The sequence below is a fragment of the Allobranchiibius sp. CTAmp26 genome, from assembly GCF_017565405.1.
Classification (GTDB): Bacteria; Actinomycetota; Actinomycetes; order Actinomycetales; family Dermatophilaceae; genus Allobranchiibius.
Genome location: NZ_JAGEKR010000017.1, coordinates 114572 through 140469 on the forward strand (window position 1 = coordinate 114572; position 25898 = coordinate 140469).

Genomic DNA, 25898 nt, shown 5'->3' on the forward strand with positions numbered 1-25898 from the left:
CTATCTAGGCCTGGAATTCGGACTGTACATCCGGGGTTCGGCCCGCGCGGCGATCTGAGCGCATCGGGATGTTCGGCCCCGCCGGTAATCACGCGAGGATCGCCATGCTGCAGACGCCGGACGGGACCGGTCGCCTCGAGCTCTTCGAATACCTGCACCCCGCAGCGATCGAATCCGAGCCCACGATGCCGAACGAGATCGCTGGCACAGGAACTGCCGCGGAGCTGACCGCGGTCAGTTGTCGCAGGCGTCGATCAGGGCCGCGATCACCTGCGCGACGCCCGGCGGCTCCACGGGGCGACCGCCGGCAGCGGTGACGTAGAAGGTGTCCAGGCTCTGCCCGGCGTAGGTCGCGACGTGCGCCGAGCGGACGGCGAGCCCACACTTGGCGAACGTCATGCCGATGTCGCGCAGCAGCCCGGGTCGGTCCGCGGAACGCACCTCGATCACGGTGGCGTCCGCCGAACCTCCCGGGATGACCGTGGCGCGGGTGCCCGGCGCGTCCGGCACCGGCGTACGGCGTCGGCGCTCGAGAGCGCGCAGCGGCCCCCGGTCCCCGGCCGCGAGCAGGCCCAGCCCGCGGGAGACGTCCTGGGGGTTCGGCAGGTCGCCGATCGGGCATTCCACCTCCCAGGTATTGACGGCGACACCGTCGGCGGTGCGCACCCGCGCGGTGCGCACCACCACACCCGTGGCCGCCAGGAGGCCTACGGTGTCTGCGAACAGGCCCAGCCGGTCGCGGTCGGCGATCTGGATGGACGCGCCTCGCGCGGTCGGGACCACATGGACGTACGCGATGCCCATGGCCACGTCGTCGACCGCGTCCGGGCCGAGCAGCGCTGTGGCATCGGCCGGTTCGGCCGGCACGATGTGGTGTTCGCCGAGCTGCGCCCGGGTGTGCCGCACCAGTTCGGCGACGAGGCCGGCCCGCCACGTCGTCCAGGCCTTGGGGCCGGCGGCGATGGCGTCGGCCTCGGTGAGCACGGCGAGCTGGTCGAGGATGTCGCGACGTCCCTCGACCGCGTCGACGAGCGCCCGGACCGTCGCCGGGTCCTGGGCGTCGCGCCGGGTGGCCAGGTCGACGAGCGTGAGGTGCTCGCGCACGAGCAACTCGATCACGTCGACGTCGTCGCCGACGAAACCCATCCGCCGCGCGATGTTGGCCGCGACGGGCGCTCCTTCGACCGCGTGGTCGTGCACGCCGGCGATCTTGCCGATGTCGTGCAGCAGAGCGACCACGAGCAGCAGGTCGGGCCGATCGACCTCCGCGCGGGACTGCGAGGCCTCCACCACCGTCTCGATGAGGTGCCGGTCCACGGTGTGCCGGTGCACCGCGTTGCGCTGCGGGCGGCTGCGGACGGCCTTCCACTCCGGCACCCACAGCGCGACGGCGCCGGCGAGGTCCAGGCTCTCCCAGACCTGACGCAGACCCGGCCCGGCTGCGAGCAGGTCGACGAAGGCGTCCCGGATCTCCGGGGTCCACGGGCGGGTGGGCTCGACCAGATCGCGGGTCAGGTTGGCGACAGTGGCCGGTGCGAGCGGCAGCCGTCGCCGCGCGGACACCGCGGCGGCGCGCAGCGTCAACAGCGAGTCGCCACGAGGTGAGAGACCGGGTCCGAGCACGACCTCGCCGTCGTGCTCGTAGAGGCCGTACCCGAGCGGGTAGAGCACGGGTCGACGAGGTCCGACGCGCAGGGTGCGGGCCCGCTGACTCTGCGCGGCCCGGCGGAAGGTGCCGTCGAGAGCGAAGTTGATCGACCGCGCGCACTCGACCACCTCGGTGAGCAGCGCGTCCTGGTCCAGGTGGCCGAGCAGCGCCGCCACACCGTCCTGATCCTCGCGGCCCAGTCGGTCCCGGCCGCGCCCGGTGACCACGTGCAGCGCGTCCCGGATGTCGAGCAGCCGTCCGTACGCGGCATCCACGTCGCCGTGTGGCCGATCCGCCAGCCAGGCCGCGGTCAGCGACCGCAGGATGGTCATGTCCCGCAGCCCGCCGCGCGCCTCCTTCAGGTCCGGTTCGACCGAGGTGGTGAGATCGCCGTGCCGCTGGTGGCGCGCCTCGAGACTCTCGCGCAGCTCGGGCAGCCGCTTGCGGGCGTTGCCGCGCCAGTCGTGCGCGATGCTCGCGCGGATCCCCGAGACGACCACCGGATCGCCCGCGACCCAGTTCAGATCGAGCATCCCGACCGCCGCCGACAGGTCCGCCGACGCGACCGTGCGGCACTCCCCCAACGTCCGCACGCTGTGGTCCAGCCGCACCCCGGCGTCCCAGACCGGGTACCAGATGCGGTCCGCGAGCGCCGTCACGTCCGACGAGCTCATCGACCGCCCGTCATGCACCAGCACCAGGTCGTAGTCGCTCAGCGGACCACCGTCCCCGCGGGCCAGGCTCCCGACGGCCGCGAGCGCGACCCCCTGGTCGTGAACGCCGCGCATCGATGCGACCGCCTCGTCCCACAGATCGCCGAGCCAGCTGCGGCCGTACGCCGCGAGGCGGGCACGCCGCTGCTCGCCGGCTCCGGGCCGGGTGAAGTCGCGGGTGCCCGCGAGGTCCAGTCGCTTGCCCGTGTGGTCCACCGGGACGGTTCCCATGGTCGTCTCCCCTTCGTCGACGTACGGCGTTGCCCGCGAGGCGCGTTCACGCCGGACACGGACGGTGGCCGACGTCCCGTCAGCGGACGGGACGTCGGCCACCTCGTGCGTGATGCTGCTGCCGGCTGCAGGTCTAGAGCGCCGTGGCGCCCTTCTCACCGGTGCGCACCCGGACCACGTCCTCGACCGGCACGGTCCACACCTTGCCGTCACCGATCCGGCCGGTCTGCGCCGCCTTCACGATCACGTCGACGACGCTGCCCGCGTCCATGTCCTCCACGATGACCTCGACCCGCACCTTCGGCACGAAGTCGACGGTGTACTCCGCGCCGCGGTAGACCTCGCTGTGCCCGCGCTGACGCCCGTACCCGCTGGACTCGCTGACCGTCATACCGGCGATGCCGTAGGCCTCCAGGGCCTCCTTGACCTCGTCCAGCTTGAACGGCTTGATGATGGCGGTGACCAGCTTCATGCCTTCACTTCCTCTTCGTCATGGTGGCGGGCGTCCTGCAGGGAGCCGTGAGCGCCCATCCGGCCGCTGAACAGGTTGCCGAGGTCGTATCCGGTCTCGGCGTGCTCGGCGGAGTCGATGCCCGCGTCCTCGTCATCCTCGTGCAACCGGAAGCCCATGGTCTTCTCCAGGGCGAACCCGATGATGTAGGTGACCACGAACGAGAAGATCATCACGGTGAACGCCGCGGCGGCCTGGACACCCAGCTGCAGGAACCCGCCGCCGTAGAAGAGACCCTCCTGCATCTTCAGTCCCGCAAGACCGGTCGGGCTGTTGACGCTGGCGAGCAGGCCGATCAGCAGGGTGCCCACCAGACCGCCGACCAGGTGCACGCCCACGACGTCGAGGCTGTCGTCGAAGCCGAGCTTGAACTTCAGACCCACGGCGAAGGCGCAGATCGAACCGGCGGCGAGTCCGACGATCAGGGCACCGATCGGGGTGACCGTGGCGCAGGCCGGGGTGATGGCGACCAGTCCGGCGACCACGCCGGAGGCGGCACCCAGGGAGGTGAAGTGGCCGTCGCGCAGCTTCTCCACGATCAGCCAGCCGAGCATCGCCGTGCAGGTCGCGGCGAGCGTGTTGACCCAGACGCCGGCGGCCTGGGTGCCGGCGGCGAGAGCGGACCCGGCGTTGAATCCGAACCAGCCGAACCACAGGATGCCCGCGCCGAGCATCACGAGCGTGAGGTTGTGCGGACGCATGGGGTCCTTGCCGAAGCCGATCCGCTTCCCCAGCACCAGGGCGAGCGCGAGGCCTGCTGCGCCGGCGTTGATGTGGATCGCGGTGCCGCCGGCGAAGTCGTACGCGCCGTGACCGTGCAGGAAACCTCCGCCGTTGGCGATCCAGCCACCGGTCTTGGCGGCGTACCCGCTGAACGCGAACACCCAGTGAGCGGCCGGGAAGTAGACCAGCGTGGCCCACAGCACGGTGAAGACCGTCCAGGTCGTGAACTTGGCGCGGTCGGCGATGGCGCCGGAGATCAGGGCCACCGCGATGATCGCGAAGACCACCTGGAACGCCACGAACGCGCTGCCCGGGATGCCGCCGGCCGCCGGTGTGCCTCCGCTCGCCGGCGTGTAGCCGTAGATGGCAGAGAGGACGCCGTGCAGGCCGAACTCCTTGAAGGGATTGCCGAGCAGGCCCTTGTCGCCGAGGTCGGGTCCGAAGGCCTCGCTGTAGCCCCAGAGAACCCACACGGTGCCAACCGTGCCCATGCTGATGAAGCTCATCATCATCATGTTGAGGACGCTCTTGGTGCGGACCATGCCGCCGTAGAAGAACGCCAGTCCTGGGGTCATGAACAGCACGAGGGCGGCCGCAGCCAGCACCCACGCGGTGTTCCCGCTGTCGGTGAACGGCGTATCGGCCGTCGCGAGTGTTGAAAGGGTCGTCATGGGCGATCACTGTCCGCGAACGGCGTTTCGCCCAGCCGCACAACGTGTTACGGCCATGTTGCAAGTCGATGCGCGGTGTTAAGGAACCGTTGCGCGAGACGCTTGTCTCAACCGTTGAGATCGCCCGACGGGAGGTGGGTTCGGCTACGCGAGAGCGAGGACGAGTCCGGCGATGACGAGTACCAGAGCCGTGACCGCGTGGACGCTCACGGCGTGACGCAGGGTCCCGCCGTTGGTGATCACGATGACGGCGTCCCCGATCGGCGTGAGGGCCGCGGCGACCAACGCCCATCCGAAGGCGTGGTGGCCGGCCGCGGTGAGGACCACGAGGGGCACCACCCCCGAGGTGATGTCGCGGACGCCCTTGATGCTGGTGAGTGCGCGGACACTGTCCTGCGGGACACCGAATCCGGCCATGGCAACGCGCGGCGCCATGAGGAAACGGGCGCCGATGAACAGGATGAAGATGCAGCCGACGACGGCGACGATCAGAGCTACGACGGTCATGGGAATTCCTCCAAGAGATTAACTATCAATGTTATATAACGAGAGTAGAGGGTTTACGCTAGGTTGTCTACCATCGTTAGATAACAGCTGTTACCGTTGTTCCATGCCCCCTCGGTCTGCCCCGGACCTCGACGTGCGTCGTGGTCAACTCACCCGCGCCGCCCGCGATATCGCGGAGTCCGAGGGCTGGGCGGCCGTCACGATGCGCCGGATCGCGACAGAGATCGGCGTCACGCAACCGGTTCTGTACTCCGCCTTCCCCGCGGGTCGTCAGGCCCTCCTCGACGCGGTGGCGGTCGGTGGGTTCGACGAGATGGCAACGAGATTGGAAGCGGTCGACTCCGAGCCCATGGCGCGTATGCAGGCCTACCTCGATTTCGCGACCACCCGGCCCCATGTCTACGAGGCCATGTTCTCGATGCCCACGGGACTGCCGTTCGGGGTCGGTGACGGCCCCGCGCCACTGCACCGGGCCTTCGCGGCGATCCAGATCGCGTTTCCCGGCCCTGACGACACCCGGGCGGAGGTGGCCTGGGCGACCCTGCACGGGTTGGCCACCCTCCTGGTCAGCGGGCGGCTCCCGGCATCACGCGCGCAGGCTCGATTGGAATGCGCCCACTGGGCGCTGACCGCCGACTGATCGCCCGCGCCGCGGTCACCAGGCGGTGAAGCCGCCGTCGACGCGTAGGTCGGTGGCAGTGATGAAGGCCGCTCCCGTACCGAGGAGGAACAGCACCGGATCGGCGATCTCGTCTACCTGCGCCATCCGCCCCATCGGCGTCTGCCGCGCGAACGTCGCGTTCACCTCGGGTGCGTTGTGGGCGGTCAGCTCGGTGTGGACGTAGCCGGGGCTGACCGAATTCACGCGGACACCCTCACGCGCCCACTCCACGCCGAGACCTTTCGACAGGTGGATGACCCCGGCCTTGGCAGCGCCGTACGCGACGTGCGGATCGACCCCGCGGTTGACGATGTGACCCGACATCGACGCGATGTTCACGATGGAGCCGCCAGCACCGCGCATCGCCTCGTGCTCGGCCTGGCACGCGAAGAAGACGCCGTCGAGGTCGACATCGACCACGCGTTTCCACTCGGCGCCGGTGACCTGGTCGGAGGGAGCGAGCCCGTCAATACCGGCACAGTTCACGGCGTACCTGACGGGCCCGATCTCGGTCGCCGTGAGGACCACCTGTCGTACGGCGGTCTGATCGCGCACGTCCGCCCGCAGGATCGCGCACTCGACGCCGTACGACGACGCGGCCGACTGCACGGCGCTGTAGTCCGCATCCGGTCGGTCCAGGCATGCGACCTTCACACCGTTGCCGAGCAGCCTCTGCGCGACCGCCAGCCCGATGCCGCGGGCACCGCCGGTCACGACGGCCACCACGCCTTGCTCCAACGCCACCGTCACGGGCACCTCCTCCTCAAGGGATGTCGTTGCTGCACCAGCAGGCCCACCGTCCCATTAACCGCCCACTTGCAGGACGAGCGAACCGATGAGCACGAGCGCCAGCCCCACGAGCTGCGTACGGTCCAGACGGTCGCCGAAGGCGACGGCCCCCACGACCGCGGTGGAGGCGATGCCCGCACCGGTCCACACCCCGTACCCCACGGCCAGCGAGAGCCCGGCATCCAGGGCCCTGGATACGAACACGACGGAGACCCCGATGCCGAGGAACGTCGAAGCGGTGGGAACCGCCCGCCGCATCCCCCCGGACAGGCGCAGCGAGGTGATGCCGCCGACCTGAGCGACCACGCCGCCTGCCAGGTAGAGCCAGGCGATCACGGAATCACGGGAGGGCGACGACGGATGAGCGCGAAGACGCCGGCGGCCAGTACGACGAGGCCGAGCACCTGCACCAGGGTGAGCGGCTCGTGGAAGACCAACGCACTCAGCAGCGCCGCAGCAGCCAGCCCACAGCCGGTCAGCGTGCCGTACGCCACCCCCAGCCCGATCCCCCCGGTGATCGCTCGAGCGAAGAAGACCAGTGAGATGCCGTAGCCCAGCAGCACGCCGAGCGCGGGAGCGGGACGGGTGAAACCGTCGGAGGCACGCAGGCACAGCGTGCCTGCCACTTCGAGCGCGATGGCCAGGGTGAGCAGCAGCCCGGACGGCCACGAGTCGAGACGCATGCCCGAACGGTAGCCGCGACGCCGTCGCCTCGGCTGGCCGCATTGGTGCCGCACTAGGGGCGGTGACGCCACCAATGTGGCCGGCCCGACGTCGCGGACGTCTGGTCCATCGCCTGATCCAGCCGCTCCATCGCGAACGGCAACCCGCCCATGAGCGATATGACCCCGATGATCACCAGAATGTCCTCAGCCAGACCCATGCCCCTACGACTCCTCGCACGTTGTCGAGTGCTGCGGCGGCCCCGCTCACGGCCGGCCGGCCACTGCTCGGCGCCGCTGTCGCGGCACCGTCCTCGTAAACATCAACGATGCCAGGGAAGCCGGTCGACCACACCGCCCCTAGGGAGGGAACCCGCACCGCACGTCGTCGCGCAGGATTCAGCCGTCGCCGTCGGCGAGAGGTGCCTGAGCCCGGTGCTGTTCCTCGCTGTGCACCGTGATGGCCGCATTCATCAGCGCCAGGTGGGACAACGCCTGGGGGAGGTTGCCGCCGAACGCCCCGGTGCGGGCGTCGATCATCTCCGAGAGCAGGCCGACGTCGTTCAGGCCGCGCACCAACTCGTCCATCAGGTTGCGCGCCTCCTCGAGCCGTCCCACGAGAGCCAGTGCGGAGACCCGCCAGAACGAGCACGCCGTGAAGGTGAGCTCTTCCTGGTCGGCACCGGAGTACCGGTAGAGGTAGGGCCCGTCGCTCAGCTGGGCCCCCAGGGCGTCGAGGGTGCGGGACATCCGCTCACCGCGGTCGAAGCCGCTGATCGCGTGCAGCAGGATCGACGCGTCGAGCACGCCGCTGCCCGGGTACCACTCGTACGCGCCGAGCTCCTCGTTCCAGCAGTGCTCGGAGACCCACTCCGCGATCGCGTTCGCCTCGTGGCGCCAGCGGTCCACGCTGCCGGGGATCTGACCGATCTCGGCCAGATGCACCGCGTGCTTCAGCGCCTGCCAGCAGCCGAGCTTGGAGGTCGTGTAGTGCTGTTCCTCCGGGAGCTCCCACATCCCGGAGTCGCGGCTGCGCCACTGGTCGCACGCCAGGTCCGCGACCGTGGTGAGCAACCGACCGGTGGCCTCGTCCAGCACGTTGCCGTGGTCCACGTAGAGCTGCACGATGTTGAAGATGTCGCCGTAGATCCCGAGCTGCAGCTGACCGTCGGCCTGGTTGCCGGACCGCACCGGGCCGACCCCACGCCATCCGGGCACGTCGTACGTGTGCAGCTCGTCCGGTCGCTGGGTACCGTCCAGGCGCTGCAGCACCTGCGGTTGAGATCCCTGCTCCCGCAGGATCCGCAGCATCCAGCTGATGGCGCCGTGGGTCTCCTCGCGCACGCCGAAACGGAAGAGCGCGGTCAGCGAGAACGCCGTGTCGCGCACCCAGGAGTAGCGGTAGTCCCAGTTCTTGTCCTTCGTGAGGGACTCCGGCAACGACGTCGTCGCAGCGGCCGCGAGGGCGCCGGTCGGGGCGAAGATCAGCTGCTTGAGCAGCAACGCGCTGCGCTGCACCTCCTGCGGCCACGGGCCGTCCCACCCGAAGGCGTCGCTCCAGGCACGCCAGTTGGCGACGGTGCGGTCGATCCCCTCGTCGATCGCCTCCGGCGTCGGCAGGTAGAGGGGTTCGCTCGCCGTGCTCGTCAGACCCAGCAGATGACGCGAGCCGGGGCTCGTGCGGTAGTCCACCGCGATCGAGCGGGTGGTCACCTCGACCGACTCCTCGTGCAGCGTGCGCACCGCCATCGTGAGTCCGTCGAGTCGCAGCACCTTGCCGTGCACCGAGTCGTAGACCCAGGGCGACGCGGTGTTCAGACAGGTGCCGGGCTCGACACGGGCACGCAGGAGCACGTCGCCCTCGAGACCGTCGATCCGGCGACCCAGCTCGCACCAGGGCAGTCGACCGGCCAGCCCGGTGTTGAGCGAATCGGTCACCCGGACCCGGCCGCTCTCGGTGGTGTAGGTCGTCTCGAGCACGTTGGTGCCCGGCACGTAGCGCCGTTCGACGCTCGCCTCGTCCACCGGGGCCAGCGCGATGCGACCACCGTTCGCCGCGTCGAGCAGGGCGGCGAACGGGGGCACCGAGTCGAGGTTGGGCAGCGGCAACCAGTCGACGCATCCGTCGCGGGCGATGAGGGCGATGGTGCGGCCGTCGCCGATCGAGGCGTAGTCGCGCAGGTCGGCGTACCCCGCATCGTCGCGGCCGTCGAGCGGGCCGGACACGGGATCGCCCCCGTGCCACGCCGGTTGCGCAGAACTGTTGGCCCATTCGCAACCCGTCACGGCGTAGGCATACCACCGTTGACATGGAGGGTTTCGCCCGACACGAAGCTGGACTCGGCGGAGGCCAGATAAACGAACGCCGGCGCGAGGTCGGCCGGCTGTCCGGGGCGGCCGAGCGGGGTGGACTGCCCGAACTCCGGCAACTCCTCCGGCGGCTGACCCCCCGCGGTCTGCAACGGCGTCCACACCGGACCCGGCGCGACCACGTTCACGCGGATGCCCTTGGAAGCGACCTGTTGGGCCAGACCCTTGCAGAACGTGTTGATGGCGGCCTTGGTGGTGGCGTACTCCAGCAGGTTCGGAGACGGCTGGTAGGCCTGGATGGACGAGGTGCCGATGATCACCGAACCCGGCGTCAGGTGCGGCAGCGCCGCCTTCGCGATCCAGAAGAGCGCGTAGACGTTCGTCTTGAAGGTGTCGTCGAACTGCTCCGTGGTGAGATCGGCGATGTCCTCGACGTGCTGCTGGCGGCCGCCGTTGGAGACCACGATGTCGATGCCGCCCAGCTCCCGGACCGTCGTCTCCACGAGCGAGGTGCAGTAGCTCTCATCGGTCAGGTCGCCCGGGGCGAGCACCGCCTTCCGGCCGGCCTGCTCGACCAGGCCCTTGATGCGCTGGGCATCCTCCTCCTCCTCGGGCAGATAGGAGATGACCACATCCGCGCCCTCGCGGGCGAACGCGATCACGGTGGCCGCGCCGATCCCGGAGTCGCCACCGGTGACCAGGGCCTTGCGGTCCTGCAACCGCTTGCTACCTCGGTAGGTCTCCTCGCCCAGGTCGGCCGGGTCGTCCAGCTTCGCGTCGAGCCCAGGGCCTTCCTGGGATTGCGCTGCCGTCTCGATGTCGGCGTACATGGTCGTGGGATCCGTCAGGGTGTATTGGTCAGCCATACATCCGAGTATGGAGAACGGCGGTACGCCGCACTCACCTCCCGGGGGCTGGTCGAGCCGACCCGGTACCGCATTGCGAGATGGTCGGGCGCGGAACCTCGCGGTCTCAAGGTCACCGGCGTACATTCTCCGACGATCTGCACGGGGACACATCACTGGATTCTCGGGGGTTTTTAGTGACGGAACACGCCACGCGCGCCACGACACCGCGGCCGGAATCGATCTGCAACCAAGCGGACTTCGTTTTCGAACTGGACCACCTCCGCCGGCGGGCGGCGGCAGGGGCATCTCGGCAGCGCATCGGCCTGGACAGCCTGGTCCGCGCGACCGGAATTCCCCGGTCATCGCTGCACGGCTATCTGGCCGGCACCTCGCTGCCGCCGGCGGATCGCCTGGACACTCTCGTGCTGGCCCTCGGAGCGACCCCGTCCGAGGCCCGCGAGTGGGCGCTCGCGCTGGACCGCCTCTTCGACGGCGCCCTCACCCGCCGCATCCGGGTCGACGCCGAGCTGCAGCTACCGACCGAGAACGCGCGGGTCCGCAGCCGGCGGGCGCGGGGGCTGCACACCGGGCCCGTCCCATTGCCCGACCGGCCCGGCGGCGATGGCGCGAACGGGCCCATCGTCGTCCACGCCTGCGTCTGCACGACGTGGGCGGGAAGTCACACGTATACCGAGCCGAACGCCGGATCGCGCCGGACCGGGTTCCTGCACGCGGGCAACAACTGGTTCCTCGGCCAGGCCGGCGGCGGCCCGAATCCCGGCACCACGCACGCGCCGCTCTCGCACATGTGGCTCTACACCCAGGCCGACATCGCCTACGACTCCGACGGCGGGTGGGGATGGGTGCCGGCCAACGCCGTCGCGAACGCCCAGTGCAACACCCCGCTCCCCGGCCTCCTGCAATGGAAACGTCCGGAAATGTCCGACGCGTCCATCGGGTAGCCGACCGCTGCTGATGTGCTGCCCGCGCTCCTCCCCACCAGCAACCGGGACTGCGAAGGCGGCACACCATGACAGGTACGCGGCTCCACCCCCGGGTCCTCCGACCCAGGATCATCACCGTCCTCCTCGGACTGCTCTTCGCGTCGGTCGCGACGCTGTCCCTCGGATGGACCACCCCCGCGCACGCGGCCGACGGCTGCACCGCCGGGCACAACGCATCGGGTCAGAGCGTTTATTACTGCGGGGTCTGGGTGCCCTCGGGCGGGATCCCCGTCTACTCGAGCACCTCCCAGGGCTCCTCGGTCATCGACCACCTGCACAGCGGTGGGACGGCGAACTGGTTCTACTGCTCGACCTCCGGGGGCACCGCCTCGGCGTCGGGCTACACGTCCACGAGCTGGGCCCGCTCGGTCGGCGATGACAACGGCGCCATCGGCTATGTACCCGCGGTCTACTTCAGCGGCAGCGAGAACTACTGGGCCGGGCTGCCGTCCTGCTCGGGCGGTGGCGGCTCGTCGGGAAGCTCCTGCCACTCCGGCACGAACAAATCGGGGACGACGGTGTCGTACTGCGGCATCTGGACACCGTCCGGCGGTGCGCCGGTCTACGCGTCGACCTCGTCCGGTTCGGGGGTCGTGGACCACCTGACGACCGCGGGCACCGGCAACTGGTTCTACTGCGAGCAGAAGGGCTCTTCCATCACGGTCGGCGGGTACACCTCCTCCGACTGGGCCAAGACCATCGGCGACGATCACGGCGCCACGGGCTACGTGCCGGCCGTCTACTTCACCGGTTCGCAGAACTACTGGGCGGGGATGCCGGCGTGCTCGACGCCGGCGCCGCCGCCCTCGGACGACAGCTGCACGCTCGGTCACAACCCCTCGGGCGGGACCGTGTACTACTGCCCGGTCTGGCTGCCGTCCGGCGGGGTTCCGCTCTACGGCTCGACGTCCACCTCCTCCGGTGTGGTGGACCACCTGCACACCGGCGGTTCGGCCAACTGGTTCTACTGCCGGGTGAACGGCGGCACGGCCACCGTCGGCGGCTACAGCTCCTCCAGTTGGGCCAAGACGATCGGCGACGACCACGGCGCCACCGGATACGTGCCGGCCGTCTACTTCACCGGTTCGCAGAACTACTGGGTGAACCTGCCCTCGTGCGGCAGCGGCTCGACCAACCCGACGCCGCCCTCCCCACCGAGCAACGGCGGCGGCAACACCAACGGCAGTGCCTGCGGCACGGCGTACACCGGGCTCCCCGCTCTGACGCTGAAGATGATGCAGCAGGCCTGCCGGGTCACCGTCACGAGCGACTCGATGTACAAATACAGCATCTACGCCTGGAACGGCGGCCACGGCTCGACGCCCGGCCCGACCTACGGGTCGTGCGACCCGGGCAACGGCGCTCCGAACGACTGCAACGTCGACGGGTTCGACTGCTCCGGCCTCGTGCGATGGGCCTACTACCAGGCCACCGGGGTGGACGCGCTCGACGGCTACACGTGGGGCCAGTGGTCCAAGGCGCTCGCCCTCCCGCACAAGGCCGTCATCAACGCTGCCAGCCACGGCGGCTCGGGCCAGGTCGACAACTACCTGTCGCAGCTCAAGCCCGGCGACATCCTCTGGTACGGCCAGAACGCCGGCGAGCACGTCGCGATCTACATGGGCAACGGCAAGCAGATGAACGCTTACCAGTCCGGCGACCACGACGGAATCACCAGCGTCACCACCGGCGACACCTTCTGGGGCGCCGTCCGGATGTGGTGATTCCACCCCTTCACCACCCCGCACACCCCTCACAGATCGGAGAACGGCTCATGTACAAACGCATCGCAGCAGTCTCGGCACTGGGCCTTGGCGCGCTGGGTCTCACCGGCGTCGCCCCCGCCCACGCCGCGGGCAGCACCGTGCACGGCTGCGCGTACGGCTACGTGTGCATCTATCCCCAGAACGCCGGCTGGAACGGCGACCACCCGTCCCTGCGGTACTACCACTACGGCACCGACAACCTCAGCAACCAGGTCGGCTACCACTACGTGCTGAACAACCAGTACAACGCCGGCCTGGCGTTCTGCACCGGATACAACGGCAAGGGCTGCAACACCGGCCTGGGCAACTGGGGCGATTCGCACGCCAAGGGCGCGTCCTGGAACAACGTCAACCTCACCCCGATCAACTCCATCGAGCTCGGACCGTACGGGCCGTGAGGTGGCCCCGTCACCTCACCCGCCGTCGCACCACACCTCACCTCAAGGAGCATCAGATGAAGAAGGCACTCACCCTCGTCCTCGCGTCCGGCGCGCTGGCCGCACTGCCGCTGTCGGTCCCGATCGCCCAGGCGCACGCCGCAACGGCGAGTTACAGCTGCTCGATCGACAGCTACGGCGCCGTGCAGACCGCGAACTGGCTGAAGGTGCACACCAGCCCGAGCACGAGCTCGGGCACCGTCGGACAGGTGAAGCGCGGCACCCGCTTCCACTACTGCAGCTCCTCGGGTCGCTCCGGAGGCGGTCACTACTGGGTCTACGGCTACGGGTACAACGGCTCGACGAAGATCACCGGGTGGGTGGCCAGCGAGTACCTCGCACACCCGTGAGCCACCCCGCCTAGGCCTCGCAAACCAGGGAAGGGGCCGTGCCACCGGCACGGTCCCTTCTCTTGGCTCTCATCACTGTCGGTGGTGGGTGGTTGTATGGGTACATGAGTTCGACACGGGGCCTCGCAGCTGTCGCTGACAGCGCGGACAGCGCTGTTTCTGCTCGTGATTCGCGTACGGATCCGTTGGCCGAGGTCGGGGTGATCTGTGGCCGGTTGAACGCCGCGCACGCCGACCTGATCGACCTGGTCACCACTCTCGTACGCGACGGTTCGTGGGCGATCAGCGGGATCCGGTCCCCCGAACACTGGCTGACCTGCTTCGCCGGGGTCTCCCCCGCCACCGCACGGGACCTGGTCCGCATTGCCACCCGCAGCACCGAACTCCCCGCCCTTCAACGGGAGGTGCACACCGGGCGGCTCTCGTTGGGTCAGCCCGACACCCCCGACCCCGCCGACTCGCCACCGCAGCCGCCGGACGCGTTCTGTGTCGCCGCGCAACCCGCGGAACTGGCGATGTGGTTCGACCACGACCGGTTCCACCTGACCTACACCGCACCCGCCGACATCGGCGCCCTAGTCCAACAAGCCCTCACCGAAGCCACAGACGCCCTCTTCCTCGCCACCTCCAGTACCTCAACACCCGACGAGCCATCAGCGCGGCGGGTGCGGATGGCCGACGCGATGGAACAACTCGCCGTTCGCTCCCTGGACGCAGGGACCGACACCCTCGCAGGGCGGGCCGAGAAGTTCCGGATCTACCTGCACCTGGACACCACCGGACACGGCTGGCTCACCAAACGCGGCGCGCTGCCCCGTCATCTACTCAGGAAGTGGACCTGCGATGGGGTGCTGCAACCCGTCTGGGAAACCGACGGATCACCGGTGAATGTGGGACGTGCCCAGCGCATCGTGCCCCGCCGCACCCGCCGCCTGATCGAAGACCGCGACCGGGGTTGCGCCTACCCCGGCTGCCTCACCATCCACCACCTCGAGTGCCACCACGTGACTCATTGGGCCGACGGCGGACCCACCGACATGACCAACCTGATCAGCCTGTGCCCCCACCACCACGACCGCCACCACACCGGCGACTACACCATCCACCCGGACACCAGCAGCCCCGGACGCTTCCGCTTCGCCACCCGCCACGGCCACCCCATCGAACCCCTCGCCGCACCTCCCCCACCCGACACTGCGCCACCACCGCGCTACACCGGACCCACCAACGAGATCCTGCACCTGGACCAAATCCGCTTCCACCGCAGGCAGTGAGACCCGTGTCCGCTGGGCGACCACGGGCGGCAGACCGCGCAACAGGTGGGTGATGATGGATCCATGAGCGAGACAACCCGCCTGCGTTACAGGTTCATCACCGGCACCGACGACCGCGCCTTCTGCGAGCGGGTCAGCACCGCTCTCGACGAGGGATACGTGCTCCACGGGTCCCCGTCGCTCACCTACGACGGCACGCGGGTCGTCACCGGGCAGGCCGTCGTCCTCCCGACGCCTGCGAGCGGGTCGGCTCAGCAGGCATGAGCGAGGGGTACGCCGGCGACCTCACGCCCCAGCAGGCGTGGGAGCTGCTCGCGGCACACGAGGACGCGGTGCTGGTGGACGTGCGCACGGGCGCCGAGTGGGCGTATGTCGGTGTCCCCGACATCGCCGACCTCGGGCGCGAGACCGAGTTCGTCGAATGGGTCAGCTTCCCCGACGGCGCCTCGAACCCGCACTTCGTGGACGACGTGCGCGAGGCCGGCCTCGCTGCCGGCGACGGCCGACCGGTGGTCTTCCTCTGCCGCAGCGGGCAGCGCTCGATCGGCGCCGCCAAGGCCGCGACCGCGGCCGGTCTCGGGCCGGCGTACAACGTGCTCGACGGCTTCGAGGGCGGCCTGGACGATGCCGGGCACCGCGGTGGCGGAGGGTGGCGCGCGGCCGGACTGCCCTGGAAGCAGTCCTGATCCGGTGAGCGACCCACGACCGAAGTCGGCACTTCCCGATGGGCTGCGGCCCGCGACGTACGCGGTCCGCGGCGGCCAGGAACGCACCGGCTTCGACGAGACCTCCGAGGCGCTCTTCCTCACCCAGGGCTACGTCTACGACCGGGCGGCCGATGCCGAGGCGGCGTTCGCCGGTGACCTGGACCGGTTCATCTACAGCCGCTACGGAAACCCCACGGTGTCCACCTTCGAGGAGCGGCTGCGCCTGATCGAGGGTGCGCCCGCCTGCTACGCGACGGCGACCGGCATGTCGGCCGTGTTCACGTCGCTGGCCGCGCTGGTGAAGCAGGGTTCGCGAATCGTCTCCGCGCGGGCCCTCTTCGGCTCCACGGTCGTCATCTTCGAGGAGATCCTCGCCAAGTGGGGCGTCCGCACCGACTACGTCGACGGCCACGACCTCGCGCAGTGGGAGCAGGCCCTGGCCACTCCTGCGGACGTGGTCTTCTTCGAGACGCCCACCAACCCGATGCTTGACATCATCGACATCGCCGCGGTCTGCGAGCTCGCGCACGCAGCCGGTGCGACCGTCATCGTCGACAACGTCTTCGCCACCCCCGTGCTACAGCGGCCGATCCCGATGGGCGTGGATGTGGTGGTCTACTCGGCGACCAAGCACATCGACGGGCAGGGCCGGGTGCTGGGCGGGGCGATCCTCGGCAGCACCGACTACATCGACGGCCCGGTCCAGACGATGATCCGCAACACCGGTCCCAGCATGTCGCCGTTCAACGCCTGGGTGCTGCTCAAGGGTCTGGAGACGCTCGACCTGCGCGTGCGGGCGGCGAGCGCGGCCGCGGCCGACCTGGCGCAGTGGCTACAGGATCAACCGCAGGTGGCATCGGTGCGCTACCCGTTCCTGCCCTCACACCCACAGTACGACCTGGCCCGGCGTCAGCAGGACGGCGGCGGCACCATCGTCACCTTCGATCTTGCGACCGGGAACGACCCGGCTGCCGCGAAGGCGGCGGCGTTCGCGCTGCTGGACGAGCTGGCGATCATCGACATCTCCAACAACCTGGGCGATGCGAAGTCGATGGTCACCCACCCGGCGACCACCACTCACCGCAAGCTCGGACCCGACGGGCGAGCCGCGGTGGGCATCGGCGAGGCGACGATCCGACTCTCGGTGGGGCTGGAGCACATGGACGACCTGCGTGACGATCTCGCGCAGGCCCTGCGCGCCTGACTCGTCCTGCGCGGACCGTCAGGCGTCCACCTGGATGAGGTCGATCCGCACCCCGAGCAGCGGATCGGGCAGGACGCTCGCCGGGTCGGCTGCGATGTCCAGCACCACCAGCCCGCTCGGTCCGATGTCCGAGGGCGCCAACCGCACCACGGCCTCGTCGGCGGGCGTGTCCGGACGCAGGGTGAACCGTCCGCGCGGCCGGCCACCGACGCAGAGGAGCAGCGTGCGGGTGCTCCCGCCGTACTCGGCGGGATGCTCCGGGGACCACCACTGCTCCGACGTGGCATCGATGCGCGCGGTGAACGTGAGCGTCCTCGAACCGCCGGACGGCGACAGGCGCACGCCGAGCGTCGCGTTGCTCTTGCCCGCCCGGGCGACCATCCCGGCACTCCGGCGCCAGCCCGTGAGCAGCGCCAAGCGCGGGTCCGAGTCGGTCTCGATGCGTTCGCCGTCGGCCAGGCTCTCCGGCGGTTCGTCGAACGAGGTCAGCAACCGGTAGTCCGGACGACGGGCTACCGTCCGCATGCTCGCGGCGACGTCGTCGATGGACGCACGCAGCAACGCCGGTCGCGGATGGGACCACCAGCGCGCGACCGTGGTGAAGAGCGCGTCGGCATCCCCTTCGACGCAGTTCATCGCGATGGTGAGCTGCCGGTGCAGCCGCTCCCCGATGCCCTGCTCCCAGTGCGGCACGAGCCCGGTGCTCACGTCGGATCCGCTGCGGTAGAACCACATCCACAACCGAGCGCGTTCGACCTGGTCGTCGGTGATCAGGTCGTCACCGCGGACCAGCGCCGCCGCCGCGTCCGCCAGCACCTGCCAGTACTGCGCCCGGTCGTCGGCCCGCATCGTGAACCCGCAGTGGCTCCACTCCGTCCAGCCGGCCTGCACGGCGGGGATGCCGTACGCCGGGAACTCGCTGCTGACGCTCCCGCGCACGGTCACCACCAGGTCGGCCAGGCTCCACAGCTCGTTCTTGGTGAGAGTCGACGACGGCGCGAAGCGCAGATGAGCGTGATGCCCGAGCCGCTCGGCCACGCCTTCGAAGAAGCCCGTGGTGTCGTACAGGTGCTGCTTGGGGTGGTCGAGCAACAGCCAGGTGACCTCCGGGTGGGCGGCGGCGAAGTCGGCGGTCTGCTCGAACCAGTCCGCAAGGCTGTCGAAGATCTCCTTGTTGCCGCCCAACGCGTCGCTGACCGCGTGGTTGAAGACCACCACGACCGGCCGTCCGGCGGGCAGTCCCAGCCGGTCCGCCGCCCACTGCCGCACCGCGAGCCGCTCTCCGGCGGTCAGGTAGGCGACTTCGTCGTCCTCGCCGTCCGAACGCCACCACGACGGTGCTCCGAGGTTGCGCCGCGCCCGCCACGCCACCAGCTCGGCGGCCGGGCGCAGCGATTCGCGCCGCGACCACAGCTCGTCCTCGAAGAACGCGCCGAGGCTGCGGGTCAACTCCTGCCGGTAGCCGTCCTCGCGGTCCGCCGGGTCGATCCCCCAGTACGCCTTGAGCCCGCCGGTGCTCTGCACGTGCACGGTCGGCACGCCGGACCGCCCGGCGGCGATCGATGCCGGCGCCCATTGCGCGTAGTCGACGTGACTGGTGACGAAGGCGATCGGCGCGGTGTGCGCGATCAGGGCCTCCCAGATCCGGGTGCCCGCGGTGCTGTAGTCGGTGAGACGGGCGTGCGCCTCGTCGGCGCGCATCGTGTCGGTCATCCTCGGCACGCCCCGGATGCGGGCGCCGGTGGCGTCGAGGATCTGGGCGAGGTGCGCACGGTCGAGAGCGGGCGCGTCGGCCAAGGGCACCTGCGCGCCGTCCACGTCGAGCCGGTCACGACCGTGGATGACCTGTGGCAGCACCCGGCGCAGATCGACGACGTCGACGGCGCCGTACGCCAGGGCCAGGTCACGCAACGTGGCCGCGTCGTACCCGGTCCACACCCGCGCTTCCCACTGCGGTTCCGATCCGACGACGGCCACGATCCGGGCGCCCGTCGCGACCGACAGGGAGCCGGCGACGCTGAGCGACCGCAGGCTGACCCGGATGTCCTGGGTCAGCAGTTCGACCAGGATGTGCGGTGCGTCGACACCCTCCGCGCGCCCGCTCGTGCGAGTGCACCAGAACGATCGGGCAGCCCCCAGCACCGGGTCGAAACTGGGCCCGAACTGACCTGCGACGCTGCGCAGGTCCACCTGCGGCATCAGTCGAGGATGGCGTCCACGAATGCCACCGGGTCGAACGGCGCCAGGTCGTCCGGGCCCTCGCCGAGACCCACCAGCTTCACCGGCACACCCAGTTGCCGCTGGATCAGCACGACGATCCCGCCCTTCGCCGTGCCGTCCAGCTTGGTGAGGACGACGCCGGTGATGTCGACCGCCTGTGAGAAGACCTCGGCCTGACGCAGCCCGTTCTGCCCGGTCGTCGCGTCGAGCACCAACAAGCACTCGTCGATCGCGCTCTGCTTCTCGATGACGCGCTTGACCTTGGTGAGCTCGTCCATCAGACCGACCTTGTTGTGCAGCCGCCCGGCGGTGTCGATAATCACCACGTCCGCCTCGACGTCGGCGGCGTCCTTGACCGCGTCGAAGGCCACGGCCGCGGGGTCGGCGCCCTCCCGGTCCGAGCGCACGGTGGGTACGCCGACGCGCTCGCCCCAGGTCTGCAACTGGTCGGCGGCCGCCGCACGGAAGGTGTCGGCCGCGCCGAGAACGACGTCCTTGTCCTCCGCGACGAGCACCCGAGCGAGCTTGCCCACCGACGTGGTCTTGCCCGTGCCGTTGACGCCCACGACCATCACACAGGCCGGCCGGTCACCCACCCGGGTGGCCGCGATCCGGCGATCCATCGACGGGTCGACCAGCTTCAGCAGTTCCTCGTGGAGCCACGCCTCGAGCTGCTCCGCAGTCGCGTTGCCCTCGACCTGCACTCGCCGCTTGAGCGCGTCGACGAGCTCGGTGGTGGCCTCGACACCCAGGTCGGCGCCCAGCAGGGTGTCCTCGACCTCCTCCCAGACCGCGTCGTCGAGCTGACCGCCGGCCAGCAGGCCGAGCAGGCCCTTGCCCATCGCGTTGTTGGAGGCCGCGAGGCGCGAGCGCAGCCGCCCCATCCGGTTGCGCGCCGACTCCGGGCGCTCGATGGCGATCTCGGCGGGTGCGACCGGTTCGGGCTCGACCGGCGGCGGTACGACGACCGGCTCGGGCTCGGGCTCACGCCGCGGAGTCGCCGGAGGTGCGGGTGGTTCAGCGGTCTTGCTGGTGTCGATCCGGGCGGTGCTGCCCGCCTGGTAGGTATTGGCGCCGCGGACCTTCTCCTCGCGCGGTGGCGCGGGCGGCGCCACGGTGCGGCGGCGCGTTGTACTGCCCCGCACGAAGGCGACCAGCAGGCCGAGCCCGCCCAGCACGACGACGGTGATGACGGTGAGGATCTCCCAGAGACTGTCCACCGCCCCATCCTCGCAAACGCGAAGGGGTGCTCAGCACCACCCGCCGCCGGGCGGGTCGGTCTCAGGAGGCGCTGCGCGCCGGCGGTGCGTCGTTACCCGAGTGCTCCTCGGGGGTCGGGTCGTCGGTCTTGGCGCGCTTGTCACGACCGCGCTCGGTGACCGAGGTGAACATCTGCTCGCCCCGTTCGGTCAGCACCTGACGACCTTCGCGGCGAGCGGGTACGGCGACAAGGCCGACGACGACGCCGGCCAGGACGAGGCAGAGGAACAAGGCACCCACGAGCCACAACATGGGCTCATTCTGCGGCTCCCAGCTGTGAGATCCCTATCATCGACACGCGAATTCACCGGGAGTTCAAACGGGTGCCCGGGCCGGGATGCTCGGTCGGCGGATGCCACCATGTGCCCATGGGTGTCCAAGATCACGACAGGTCCGCCGCCGCCGGATTCGACGCGAGTCGGCTGCAACGCCTCGACGAGCATCTACAGGGGTACGTCGACCGTGGCCATCTGCCCTGCTACCACGTACAGGTCGTGCGGCACGGCGAGGTGGCCTACTCCTCGTACGGCGGGATGCGCGACATCGCGAGCGGCTCCCCCACGACGGCGGACACGCTCTACCGGATCTACTCCATGACCAAGCCGGTCACCTCCGTGGCCGCGATGATGCTGGTCGAGCGGGGGCTGCTGCGGTTGGACGATCCGGTCGCGACCTACCTCCCGGCGTACGCCGAGCAGCGGGTCTACGTCGGCGGTCAGGCTGCCGCGGCGGTCACGCGGCCCGCCGCCGGTCCGATGCGGGTGCGGCACCTGTTCACCCACACCGCCGGTTTGACCTACGGCTTCCTGCGCGTGCACCCGACCGACGAGGCCATGCGCACAGCGGGATTCGACATCGGTGTGCCCCCGGGCATGGATCTGGCCGAGGCGACGGATGCGATGGCGGCGCTGCCGCTGCGGTTCGACCCGGGCACGAGCTGGAACTACTCGGTCGCCACCGACGTGCTGGGACGGGTGGTGGAGGTCGTGTCCGGCATGTCGCTGGACGAGTTCTTCCGCACCGAGATCTTCGAGCCCCTCGCGATGGACGAGACCGCGTTCCACGCTGTGGACACCGAGCGGCTCGCGACGCTCTACCACGGCGTCGGCGGCAGCGCACCGACCCCGCTGGACGCGCTCGGTGCGGCGGCGCTGAAGCCGCCGACGTACCTCTCCGGCGGTGGCGGGCTGGTCTCGAGCATGGCCGACTACACCCGGTTCGCCCAGATGCTGCTCGGGCGCGGTGTGCTCGACGGCGTCCGGTTGCTCGGCAACAGGACCGTGGACTTCATGGCCATGAACCACCTGCCGGGCGGCGCCGACCTCGGCTCCTTCGGGGTCCCCCTCTATGCCGAGACGCCTTTCAACGGAGTCGGTTTCGGCCTCGGGTTCAGTGTGATGCTGGACCCGACGGCGGCCGGATACCCGACCTCGCCGGGCGAGTACGGCTGGGGCGGGATGGCGTCGACCGTCTTCTGGGTCGACCCCGCCGAGGACCTCACGACCGTGTTCATGACCCAGCAGATGCCTTCGAACGGCTACCCGTTGCGCACGGAGCTGCGCCAGCTGGTGTACGCCGCGCTGGTCGACTGAGCGCGCTGCGCCCTCGCGTCAGCGCGCGGGCGCCAACTCCTCGTCGGTCTCTCGCGCAGGAGCCGGGCCGCCCATCGCCTCCGGCGCGACGTCGCGCAGCCGTTGCGAGACCACCGTGGTGATGCCGTCGCCGCGCATCGACACGCCGTAGAGCGCGTCGGCGACCTCCATGGTGCGCTTCTGGTGGGTGATGACGATCAGCTGGCTGGAGTCGCGCAGGTCCTGGAAGAGCGTGATCAGGCGGCCCAGGTTGGCGTCGTCCAGCGCGGCCTCGACCTCGTCCATGATGTAGAACGGGCTCGGCCGCGCCTTGAAGATGGCGACCAGCAGCGCGACCGCGACCAGCGACCGCTCGCCACCGGACAGCAGCGACAGCCGCTTGATCTTCTTGCCAGGCGGTCTGGCCTCGACCTCGATGCCGGTGGTGAGCATGTCGCCCGGCTCGGTCAGCGTGAGTCGCCCCTCGCCGCCGGGGAAGAGCCGATCGAAGACGCCCTCGAATTCGCGCGCCGTGTCGGCGAACGCCTCGGCGAAGACTCGCTCCACACGCTCGTCGACCTCGCGGACGATGTCGAGCAGATCCTTCTTGGACCGGGACAGATCGTCCAGCTGGGTGGTGAGGAAGGTGTGCCGCTCCTCCAACGCCGCGAACTCCTCCAACGCCAGCGGGTTGACCCGACCGAGCTGGGAGAGCTTGCGCTCGGCGGACCGCAGTCGCTTCTCCTGCTCATCGCGCACGAACGCGACGGGCTCGGGCGCGTCGTCGGGTGCGTCCTCGGGGCCCGGCACGTGCGGGATCAGCAGGTGGGGGCCGAACTCCTCCACCAGTGCCTCGGGCGCGATGCCGTGCTCCTCGACCGCGCGGGTCTGCATGGCCTCGACCTTGAGCCGCTGCTCGGCGCGGGCCAGTTCGTCGCGGTGCACGGAGTCGGTCAGCTCGCGCACCTCCTGCGCAGCGGCCGTGACGACGTCGCGCGCCCCACGGACGGCCTCCTCGAGCGTCGTACGCCGCTGCTGGGCGTCGTCGCGCCGGACCTGGGCCACCGCGAGTGCCTCGACGGTGCGCTGCGCCAGGCGTTCGGCGTCGTCGCGCACCTGGGCGGCGACCAACGCCTCGTGCCGGCGGCGCTCGCGACGCTCCTGCGCCTTGCGGCGGGCCTCGACCTCCGAGCGTGCGGTGGCCTCCAGGGCGTCGGCCCGGCCCTCCAGAGCGCGGGCCTGTTCCTGCCGGCTGCGCAGCGTGAGGCGGTGCTCGGTCTCCGCCGATCGCGCGGCGGCGGCCTCGGCGGCGAGCCGGGGCTGGTCGTCGGTGTCCGGCTCCTCGGCGCCCGGGTCGGCATGCGCGGCCTCGAGCCGCTCCTCCAGCTCCTGCAGCTCGGTCTCGTTGCTGCCCAACGACTCTCGCGCCGCGGTGAGCGATCGTTCGCCGCGCTCGCGCTCGCTGCGTGCCGAGCGGAGCGTCTGCCCGAGCTGCCCCAGCTGCTCGGCGACGGCCGCCATCCGGGCATCGGACTCTCCCAGCCGCTCCAGCGCCGCGTCGACCTGCTCGCTCAGCTGCGCGACCTGGGCGCGCGCCTCCTGCGCGGCGAACCGCGCCCGCTCGCCGCGAGATGCGGCCTGCGACATCCGCTCCTTCGTGTCGTCGACCGCGGCCTGGATCTCCAGGGTGCTGGGCGCGGCCGCCGAGCCACCGCGTACGAAGTCGGCGGCGAAGACGTCGCCGTCGCGGGTGACGGCGGTGACCTTGGAGTCACGGGCCACCACGGCGGCAGCTGCCGCAGGGTCCTCGACCAGCAGCACCCCTGCCAGGAGCTGTTCGACGACCGGGCGCAGTTCGTCCGGTGCCGAGACGACGTCGGCTGCCCACACGGTGTCGGATCCGCCCTGGACGGCGCGGCCCTGCCGGTCGGTCTGGTGCGCCACCAGGATCCCGGCACGACCGGCGTCCGCCTCGCGCAACTCCCGCAGTGCGGAGGCCGCCTGCTCGTGGTCGGCCACGACCACCGCGTCCGCGGCCCAGCCGAGCGCGGCCGCAACGGCGGCCTCCCGGCCTGCCTCGACCTGCACCATCGAGGCGACGGAGCCGCGTACGCCGTGCTGCTCACCCCACGAGAGCAGGTGCGCGGCGCCGTCGCCCCGCCGCAGCCCGAGTTCGAGGGCCTCCAGGCGCGAATGCAGCCCGGAGCGCTCCTGCTCGGCAGTTCGCTCGTCCTGCGTCGCCTTGTCGAGCGCGGCCTGCGCCTGTGCGAGCTCGGCCTCGGCGCGCTCGTGCTGGGCGTCCAGGCCCTGCTCGCCCTCTTCGTCCTCGGCGAGTCCGGACTCCAGCGCGGCGAACTCCCGCTCGGCCCGCGCCGCCCGCAGTTCGATCTCCTCGGCACCGGCCTCCAGCCGGCCGATCTCCGCCTGCGCCGCCTCGATCCGGCTGCGCCGAGCGGCCACCTGGCCCTCGAGTTTGGCCAGACCCTCGCGGCGGTCCGCGGCGGCGCGCAGCAGCCGGGCCACGCGTTGCTGCTCGTCCTGGTGTGATCTCTCGGCGGCCTCCCGGCGGGCGACGGCGGCCTCGAGTGCCTCGTTCGCCGCATTCGCCTGTGCGAGCAGGTCCTCGTGTCGGGCCCGCTCCTTGGCGGCCTGGGCGCGCAGCTGCTCCGGGTCGCGCCCGGTGCTGCCCTGCTCGTGCTCCTCGGCCTCGGCCAGCAGCCGGACCCGTTGCGCCGCAAGCGTCTCCGTCGCCCGGATCCGCTCGGCCAGCGACGACAGACCGAACCACTGCTCCTGCGCCGTGCTGAGAGCCGGCGCTGCGGCGCGGGCCTGTTCCTCGACCTCGGCGAGTCGGGCCTCGCCGCTGTCGAGCGCGGCCTGGGCGCGTCGCTGGCGGGCGAGCATGGCCTCCTCGTCGGCGATGTCCTGCTCCAGCGCGCTGGTCAGCTGCACCAGGTCGTCGGCCAGCAGCCGCAGCCGGGCGTCGCGGACGTCGGCCTGGATCGTGGCTGCCCGGCGTGCGGTCTCCGCCTGCCGGCCGAGCGGTCCCAACTGGCGCCGGATCTCGGTGGTGAGGTCGCCGACCCGGTGCAGGTTGGCCTCCATGGTCTCCAGCTTGCGCAGCGCGCGTTCCTTGCGCTTGCGGTGCTTCAGGACCCCGGCGGCCTCCTCGATGAAGCCGCGGCGCTCCTCGGGAGTGGCCCGCAGGACGGCATCGAGCTGCCCCTGGCCGACGATGACGTGCATCTCTCGGCCGATGCCCGAGTCGGAGAGCAGCTCCTGCACGTCGAGCAACCGGCAGTTGGTGCCGTTGATCGCGTACTCCGACCCGCCGCTGCGGAACATCGTGCGGCTGATCGTCACCTCGGTGTAGTCGATCGGGAGCGCGCCGTCGGTGTTGTCGATGGTGAGCGTGACCTCCGCGCGACCGAGGGCGGGACGCCCCGGCGTACCGGCGAAGATGACGTCCTCCATCTTGCCGCCGCGCAGGCTCTTGGCACCCTGCTCGCCCATCACCCACGCGAGCGCGTCCACGACGTTGGACTTGCCGGATCCGTTGGGCCCGACGATGCAGGTGATGCCGGGCTCCAGGCGCATCGAGGTCGCCGAGGCGAAGGACTTGAAGCCCTTCAGGGTGAGGCTCTTGACGAACACGGGGCGAGGGACTCCTGCGTATTGCGGGACATGGCGGGGACATGGCGGGCGAAACCGTGCCGCCGACTCTACCGACGGTCCTAAGACATCCGGCGCAGGAGATAAGGCAATCGCCCGATGTGGCGCGCTACCTCAGATGAGCAGTCTCGAGGTTGTCAGTCCTCCGGCAACCGTCAG

Annotated in this window: 23 protein-coding genes and 1 pseudogene; 11 read left to right on the forward strand and 13 right to left on the reverse strand. The window is 70.3% G+C overall.

Features of this window, described 5'->3' with window-relative positions; all coding sequences use genetic code 11:
- Positions 1–74: 74 nt before the first annotated feature.
- A pseudogene (locus tag J4030_RS18050) lies at positions 75–200 on the forward strand (VOC family protein); the annotation flags it as partial.
- A gap of 34 nt (positions 201–234) precedes the next feature.
- Here the strand turns inward: J4030_RS18050 and J4030_RS13510 are convergent.
- The 4 genes from J4030_RS13510 to J4030_RS13525 all read right to left on the reverse strand — a co-directional run bounded on the left by J4030_RS13510 (position 235) and on the right by J4030_RS13525 (position 5004).
- Positions 235–2592, reverse strand: a complete 2358-nt coding sequence (locus J4030_RS13510; RefSeq protein ID WP_208049751.1) for a [protein-PII] uridylyltransferase — start codon at positions 2590–2592, stop codon at positions 235–237.
- Between the two features lie 133 nt (positions 2593–2725).
- Positions 2726–3064 (reverse strand): P-II family nitrogen regulator, encoded by a 339-nt coding sequence (locus J4030_RS13515; RefSeq protein WP_179479744.1) that lies wholly within the window; start codon positions 3062–3064, stop codon positions 2726–2728.
- Positions 3061–4497 carry an ammonium transporter gene (locus tag J4030_RS13520; RefSeq protein ID WP_208049752.1) on the reverse strand — a complete coding sequence of 479 codons (1437 nt, stop codon included), beginning with the start codon at positions 4495–4497 and terminating at the stop codon, positions 3061–3063. The genes J4030_RS13515 and J4030_RS13520 overlap by 4 nt, the downstream gene beginning before the upstream one ends.
- 144 nt (positions 4498–4641) lie before the next feature.
- Complete coding sequence (locus J4030_RS13525; protein ID WP_208049753.1) at positions 4642–5004, reverse strand: DUF4267 domain-containing protein; 363 nt, start codon at positions 5002–5004, stop codon at positions 4642–4644.
- 103 nt (positions 5005–5107) lie between these two features.
- Here J4030_RS13525 and J4030_RS13530 point away from each other — a divergent pair, with 103 nt between their 5' ends.
- Entirely contained in the window at positions 5108–5644 is a 537-nt protein-coding gene (locus tag J4030_RS13530; RefSeq protein WP_208049754.1) for a TetR/AcrR family transcriptional regulator, read from the forward strand.
- 15 nt (positions 5645–5659) lie between these two features.
- Here the strand turns inward: J4030_RS13530 and J4030_RS13535 are convergent, their stop codons facing one another.
- The 5 genes from J4030_RS13535 to J4030_RS13555 all read right to left on the reverse strand — a co-directional run bounded on the left by J4030_RS13535 (position 5660) and on the right by J4030_RS13555 (position 10292).
- Positions 5660–6415 carry an SDR family oxidoreductase gene (locus J4030_RS13535; protein WP_208049755.1) on the reverse strand — a complete coding sequence of 252 codons (756 nt, stop codon included), beginning with the start codon at positions 6413–6415 and terminating at the stop codon, positions 5660–5662.
- 54 nt (positions 6416–6469) lie between these two features.
- Positions 6470–6790 carry a multidrug efflux SMR transporter gene (locus J4030_RS13540; protein WP_208049756.1) on the reverse strand — a complete coding sequence of 107 codons (321 nt, stop codon included), beginning with the start codon at positions 6788–6790 and terminating at the stop codon, positions 6470–6472.
- Positions 6787–7137 (reverse strand): multidrug efflux SMR transporter, encoded by a 351-nt coding sequence (locus J4030_RS13545; RefSeq protein ID WP_208049757.1) that lies wholly within the window; start codon positions 7135–7137, stop codon positions 6787–6789. The genes J4030_RS13540 and J4030_RS13545 overlap by 4 nt, the downstream gene beginning before the upstream one ends.
- 378 nt (positions 7138–7515) lie before the next feature.
- Complete coding sequence (locus tag J4030_RS13550) at positions 7516–9342, reverse strand: glycoside hydrolase family 15 protein (RefSeq protein ID WP_208049758.1); 1827 nt, start codon at positions 9340–9342, stop codon at positions 7516–7518.
- Between the two features lie 56 nt (positions 9343–9398).
- Entirely contained in the window at positions 9399–10292 is an 894-nt protein-coding gene (locus J4030_RS13555; protein WP_208049759.1) for an SDR family oxidoreductase, read from the reverse strand.
- 176 nt (positions 10293–10468) lie between these two features.
- Here J4030_RS13555 and J4030_RS13560 point away from each other — a divergent pair, with 176 nt between their 5' ends.
- From J4030_RS13560 to J4030_RS13595, 8 genes are all read left to right on the forward strand, one after another.
- On the forward strand, positions 10469–11236 hold the full coding sequence (locus J4030_RS13560; RefSeq protein ID WP_208049760.1) for a hypothetical protein: 768 nt from the start codon (positions 10469–10471) through the stop codon (positions 11234–11236).
- A gap of 68 nt (positions 11237–11304) precedes the next feature.
- A complete protein-coding gene (locus J4030_RS13565) occupies positions 11305–13002 on the forward strand; it encodes an NlpC/P60 family protein (protein ID WP_208049761.1) in 1698 nt (565 codons plus the stop codon).
- Positions 13003–13052: 50 nt separating this feature from the next.
- A complete protein-coding gene (locus J4030_RS13570) occupies positions 13053–13442 on the forward strand; it encodes a hypothetical protein (protein ID WP_208049762.1) in 390 nt (129 codons plus the stop codon).
- Positions 13443–13498: 56 nt separating this feature from the next.
- Positions 13499–13831 carry an SH3 domain-containing protein gene (locus J4030_RS13575; protein WP_208049763.1) on the forward strand — a complete coding sequence of 111 codons (333 nt, stop codon included), beginning with the start codon at positions 13499–13501 and terminating at the stop codon, positions 13829–13831.
- A 104-nt stretch (positions 13832–13935) separates the two neighbouring features.
- Entirely contained in the window at positions 13936–15105 is a 1170-nt protein-coding gene (locus J4030_RS13580) for an HNH endonuclease signature motif containing protein (RefSeq protein WP_208049764.1), read from the forward strand.
- Positions 15106–15168: 63 nt separating this feature from the next.
- Entirely contained in the window at positions 15169–15369 is a 201-nt protein-coding gene (locus tag J4030_RS13585; RefSeq protein ID WP_208049765.1) for a DUF1737 domain-containing protein, read from the forward strand.
- Entirely contained in the window at positions 15366–15791 is a 426-nt protein-coding gene (locus tag J4030_RS13590) for a rhodanese-like domain-containing protein (protein ID WP_208049766.1), read from the forward strand. The genes J4030_RS13585 and J4030_RS13590 overlap by 4 nt, the downstream gene beginning before the upstream one ends.
- A gap of 4 nt (positions 15792–15795) precedes the next feature.
- Positions 15796–17016, forward strand: coding sequence for an O-succinylhomoserine sulfhydrylase (locus tag J4030_RS13595; protein ID WP_307864696.1), 1221 nt, complete (start codon positions 15796–15798; stop codon positions 17014–17016).
- Between the two features lie 18 nt (positions 17017–17034).
- On the opposite strand, the gene J4030_RS13600 is transcribed toward J4030_RS13595, so the two are convergent.
- The 3 genes from J4030_RS13600 to J4030_RS13610 form a co-directional block, all read right to left on the reverse strand.
- Positions 17035–19215 carry a hypothetical protein gene (locus tag J4030_RS13600; protein ID WP_208049768.1) on the reverse strand — a complete coding sequence of 727 codons (2181 nt, stop codon included), beginning with the start codon at positions 19213–19215 and terminating at the stop codon, positions 17035–17037.
- Positions 19215–20456, reverse strand: a complete 1242-nt coding sequence (gene ftsY / locus J4030_RS13605) for a signal recognition particle-docking protein FtsY (protein ID WP_208049769.1) — start codon at positions 20454–20456, stop codon at positions 19215–19217. Before ftsY ends, J4030_RS13600 begins: the two co-directional genes overlap by 1 nt.
- Positions 20457–20517: 61 nt before the next feature.
- Positions 20518–20748 (reverse strand): hypothetical protein, encoded by a 231-nt coding sequence (locus tag J4030_RS13610; RefSeq protein ID WP_208049770.1) that lies wholly within the window; start codon positions 20746–20748, stop codon positions 20518–20520.
- Between the two features lie 116 nt (positions 20749–20864).
- Between J4030_RS13610 and J4030_RS13615 the strand changes: the two genes are divergently transcribed.
- Complete coding sequence (locus J4030_RS13615) at positions 20865–22088, forward strand: serine hydrolase (protein WP_208049771.1); 1224 nt, start codon at positions 20865–20867, stop codon at positions 22086–22088.
- Positions 22089–22106: 18 nt separating this feature from the next.
- Here the strand turns inward: J4030_RS13615 and smc are convergent, their stop codons facing one another.
- Positions 22107–25721, reverse strand: a complete 3615-nt coding sequence (smc, locus tag J4030_RS13620) for a chromosome segregation protein SMC (RefSeq protein ID WP_208049772.1) — start codon at positions 25719–25721, stop codon at positions 22107–22109.
- Between the last annotated feature and the right edge of the window lie 177 nt (positions 25722–25898).

Coding starts and splice junctions, on each gene's coding strand:
- J4030_RS13520 (WP_208049752.1), bottom strand. CDS start 4,497: ATGACGACCCTTTCAACACTCGCGACGGCCGATACGCCGTTCACCGAC.
- J4030_RS13600 (WP_208049768.1), bottom strand. CDS start 19,215: ATGCCGCAGGTGGACCTGCGCAGCGTCGCAGGTCAGTTCGGGCCCAGT.
- J4030_RS13515 (WP_179479744.1), bottom strand. CDS start 3,064: ATGAAGCTGGTCACCGCCATCATCAAGCCGTTCAAGCTGGACGAGGTC.
- J4030_RS13545 (WP_208049757.1), bottom strand. CDS start 7,137: ATGCGTCTCGACTCGTGGCCGTCCGGGCTGCTGCTCACCCTGGCCATC.
- J4030_RS13570 (WP_208049762.1), top strand. CDS start 13,053: ATGTACAAACGCATCGCAGCAGTCTCGGCACTGGGCCTTGGCGCGCTG.
- J4030_RS13615 (WP_208049771.1), top strand. CDS start 20,865: ATGGGTGTCCAAGATCACGACAGGTCCGCCGCCGCCGGATTCGACGCG.
- J4030_RS13525 (WP_208049753.1), bottom strand. CDS start 5,004: ATGACCGTCGTAGCTCTGATCGTCGCCGTCGTCGGCTGCATCTTCATC.
- J4030_RS13585 (WP_208049765.1), top strand. CDS start 15,169: ATGAGCGAGACAACCCGCCTGCGTTACAGGTTCATCACCGGCACCGAC.
- J4030_RS13530 (WP_208049754.1), top strand. CDS start 5,108: ATGCCCCCTCGGTCTGCCCCGGACCTCGACGTGCGTCGTGGTCAACTC.
- J4030_RS13580 (WP_208049764.1), top strand. CDS start 13,936: ATGAGTTCGACACGGGGCCTCGCAGCTGTCGCTGACAGCGCGGACAGC.
- J4030_RS13610 (WP_208049770.1), bottom strand. CDS start 20,748: ATGTTGTGGCTCGTGGGTGCCTTGTTCCTCTGCCTCGTCCTGGCCGGC.
- J4030_RS13575 (WP_208049763.1), top strand. CDS start 13,499: ATGAAGAAGGCACTCACCCTCGTCCTCGCGTCCGGCGCGCTGGCCGCA.
- J4030_RS13590 (WP_208049766.1), top strand. CDS start 15,366: ATGAGCGAGGGGTACGCCGGCGACCTCACGCCCCAGCAGGCGTGGGAG.
- J4030_RS13555 (WP_208049759.1), bottom strand. CDS start 10,292: ATGGCTGACCAATACACCCTGACGGATCCCACGACCATGTACGCCGAC.
- J4030_RS13565 (WP_208049761.1), top strand. CDS start 11,305: ATGACAGGTACGCGGCTCCACCCCCGGGTCCTCCGACCCAGGATCATC.
- J4030_RS13510 (WP_208049751.1), bottom strand. CDS start 2,592: ATGGGAACCGTCCCGGTGGACCACACGGGCAAGCGACTGGACCTCGCG.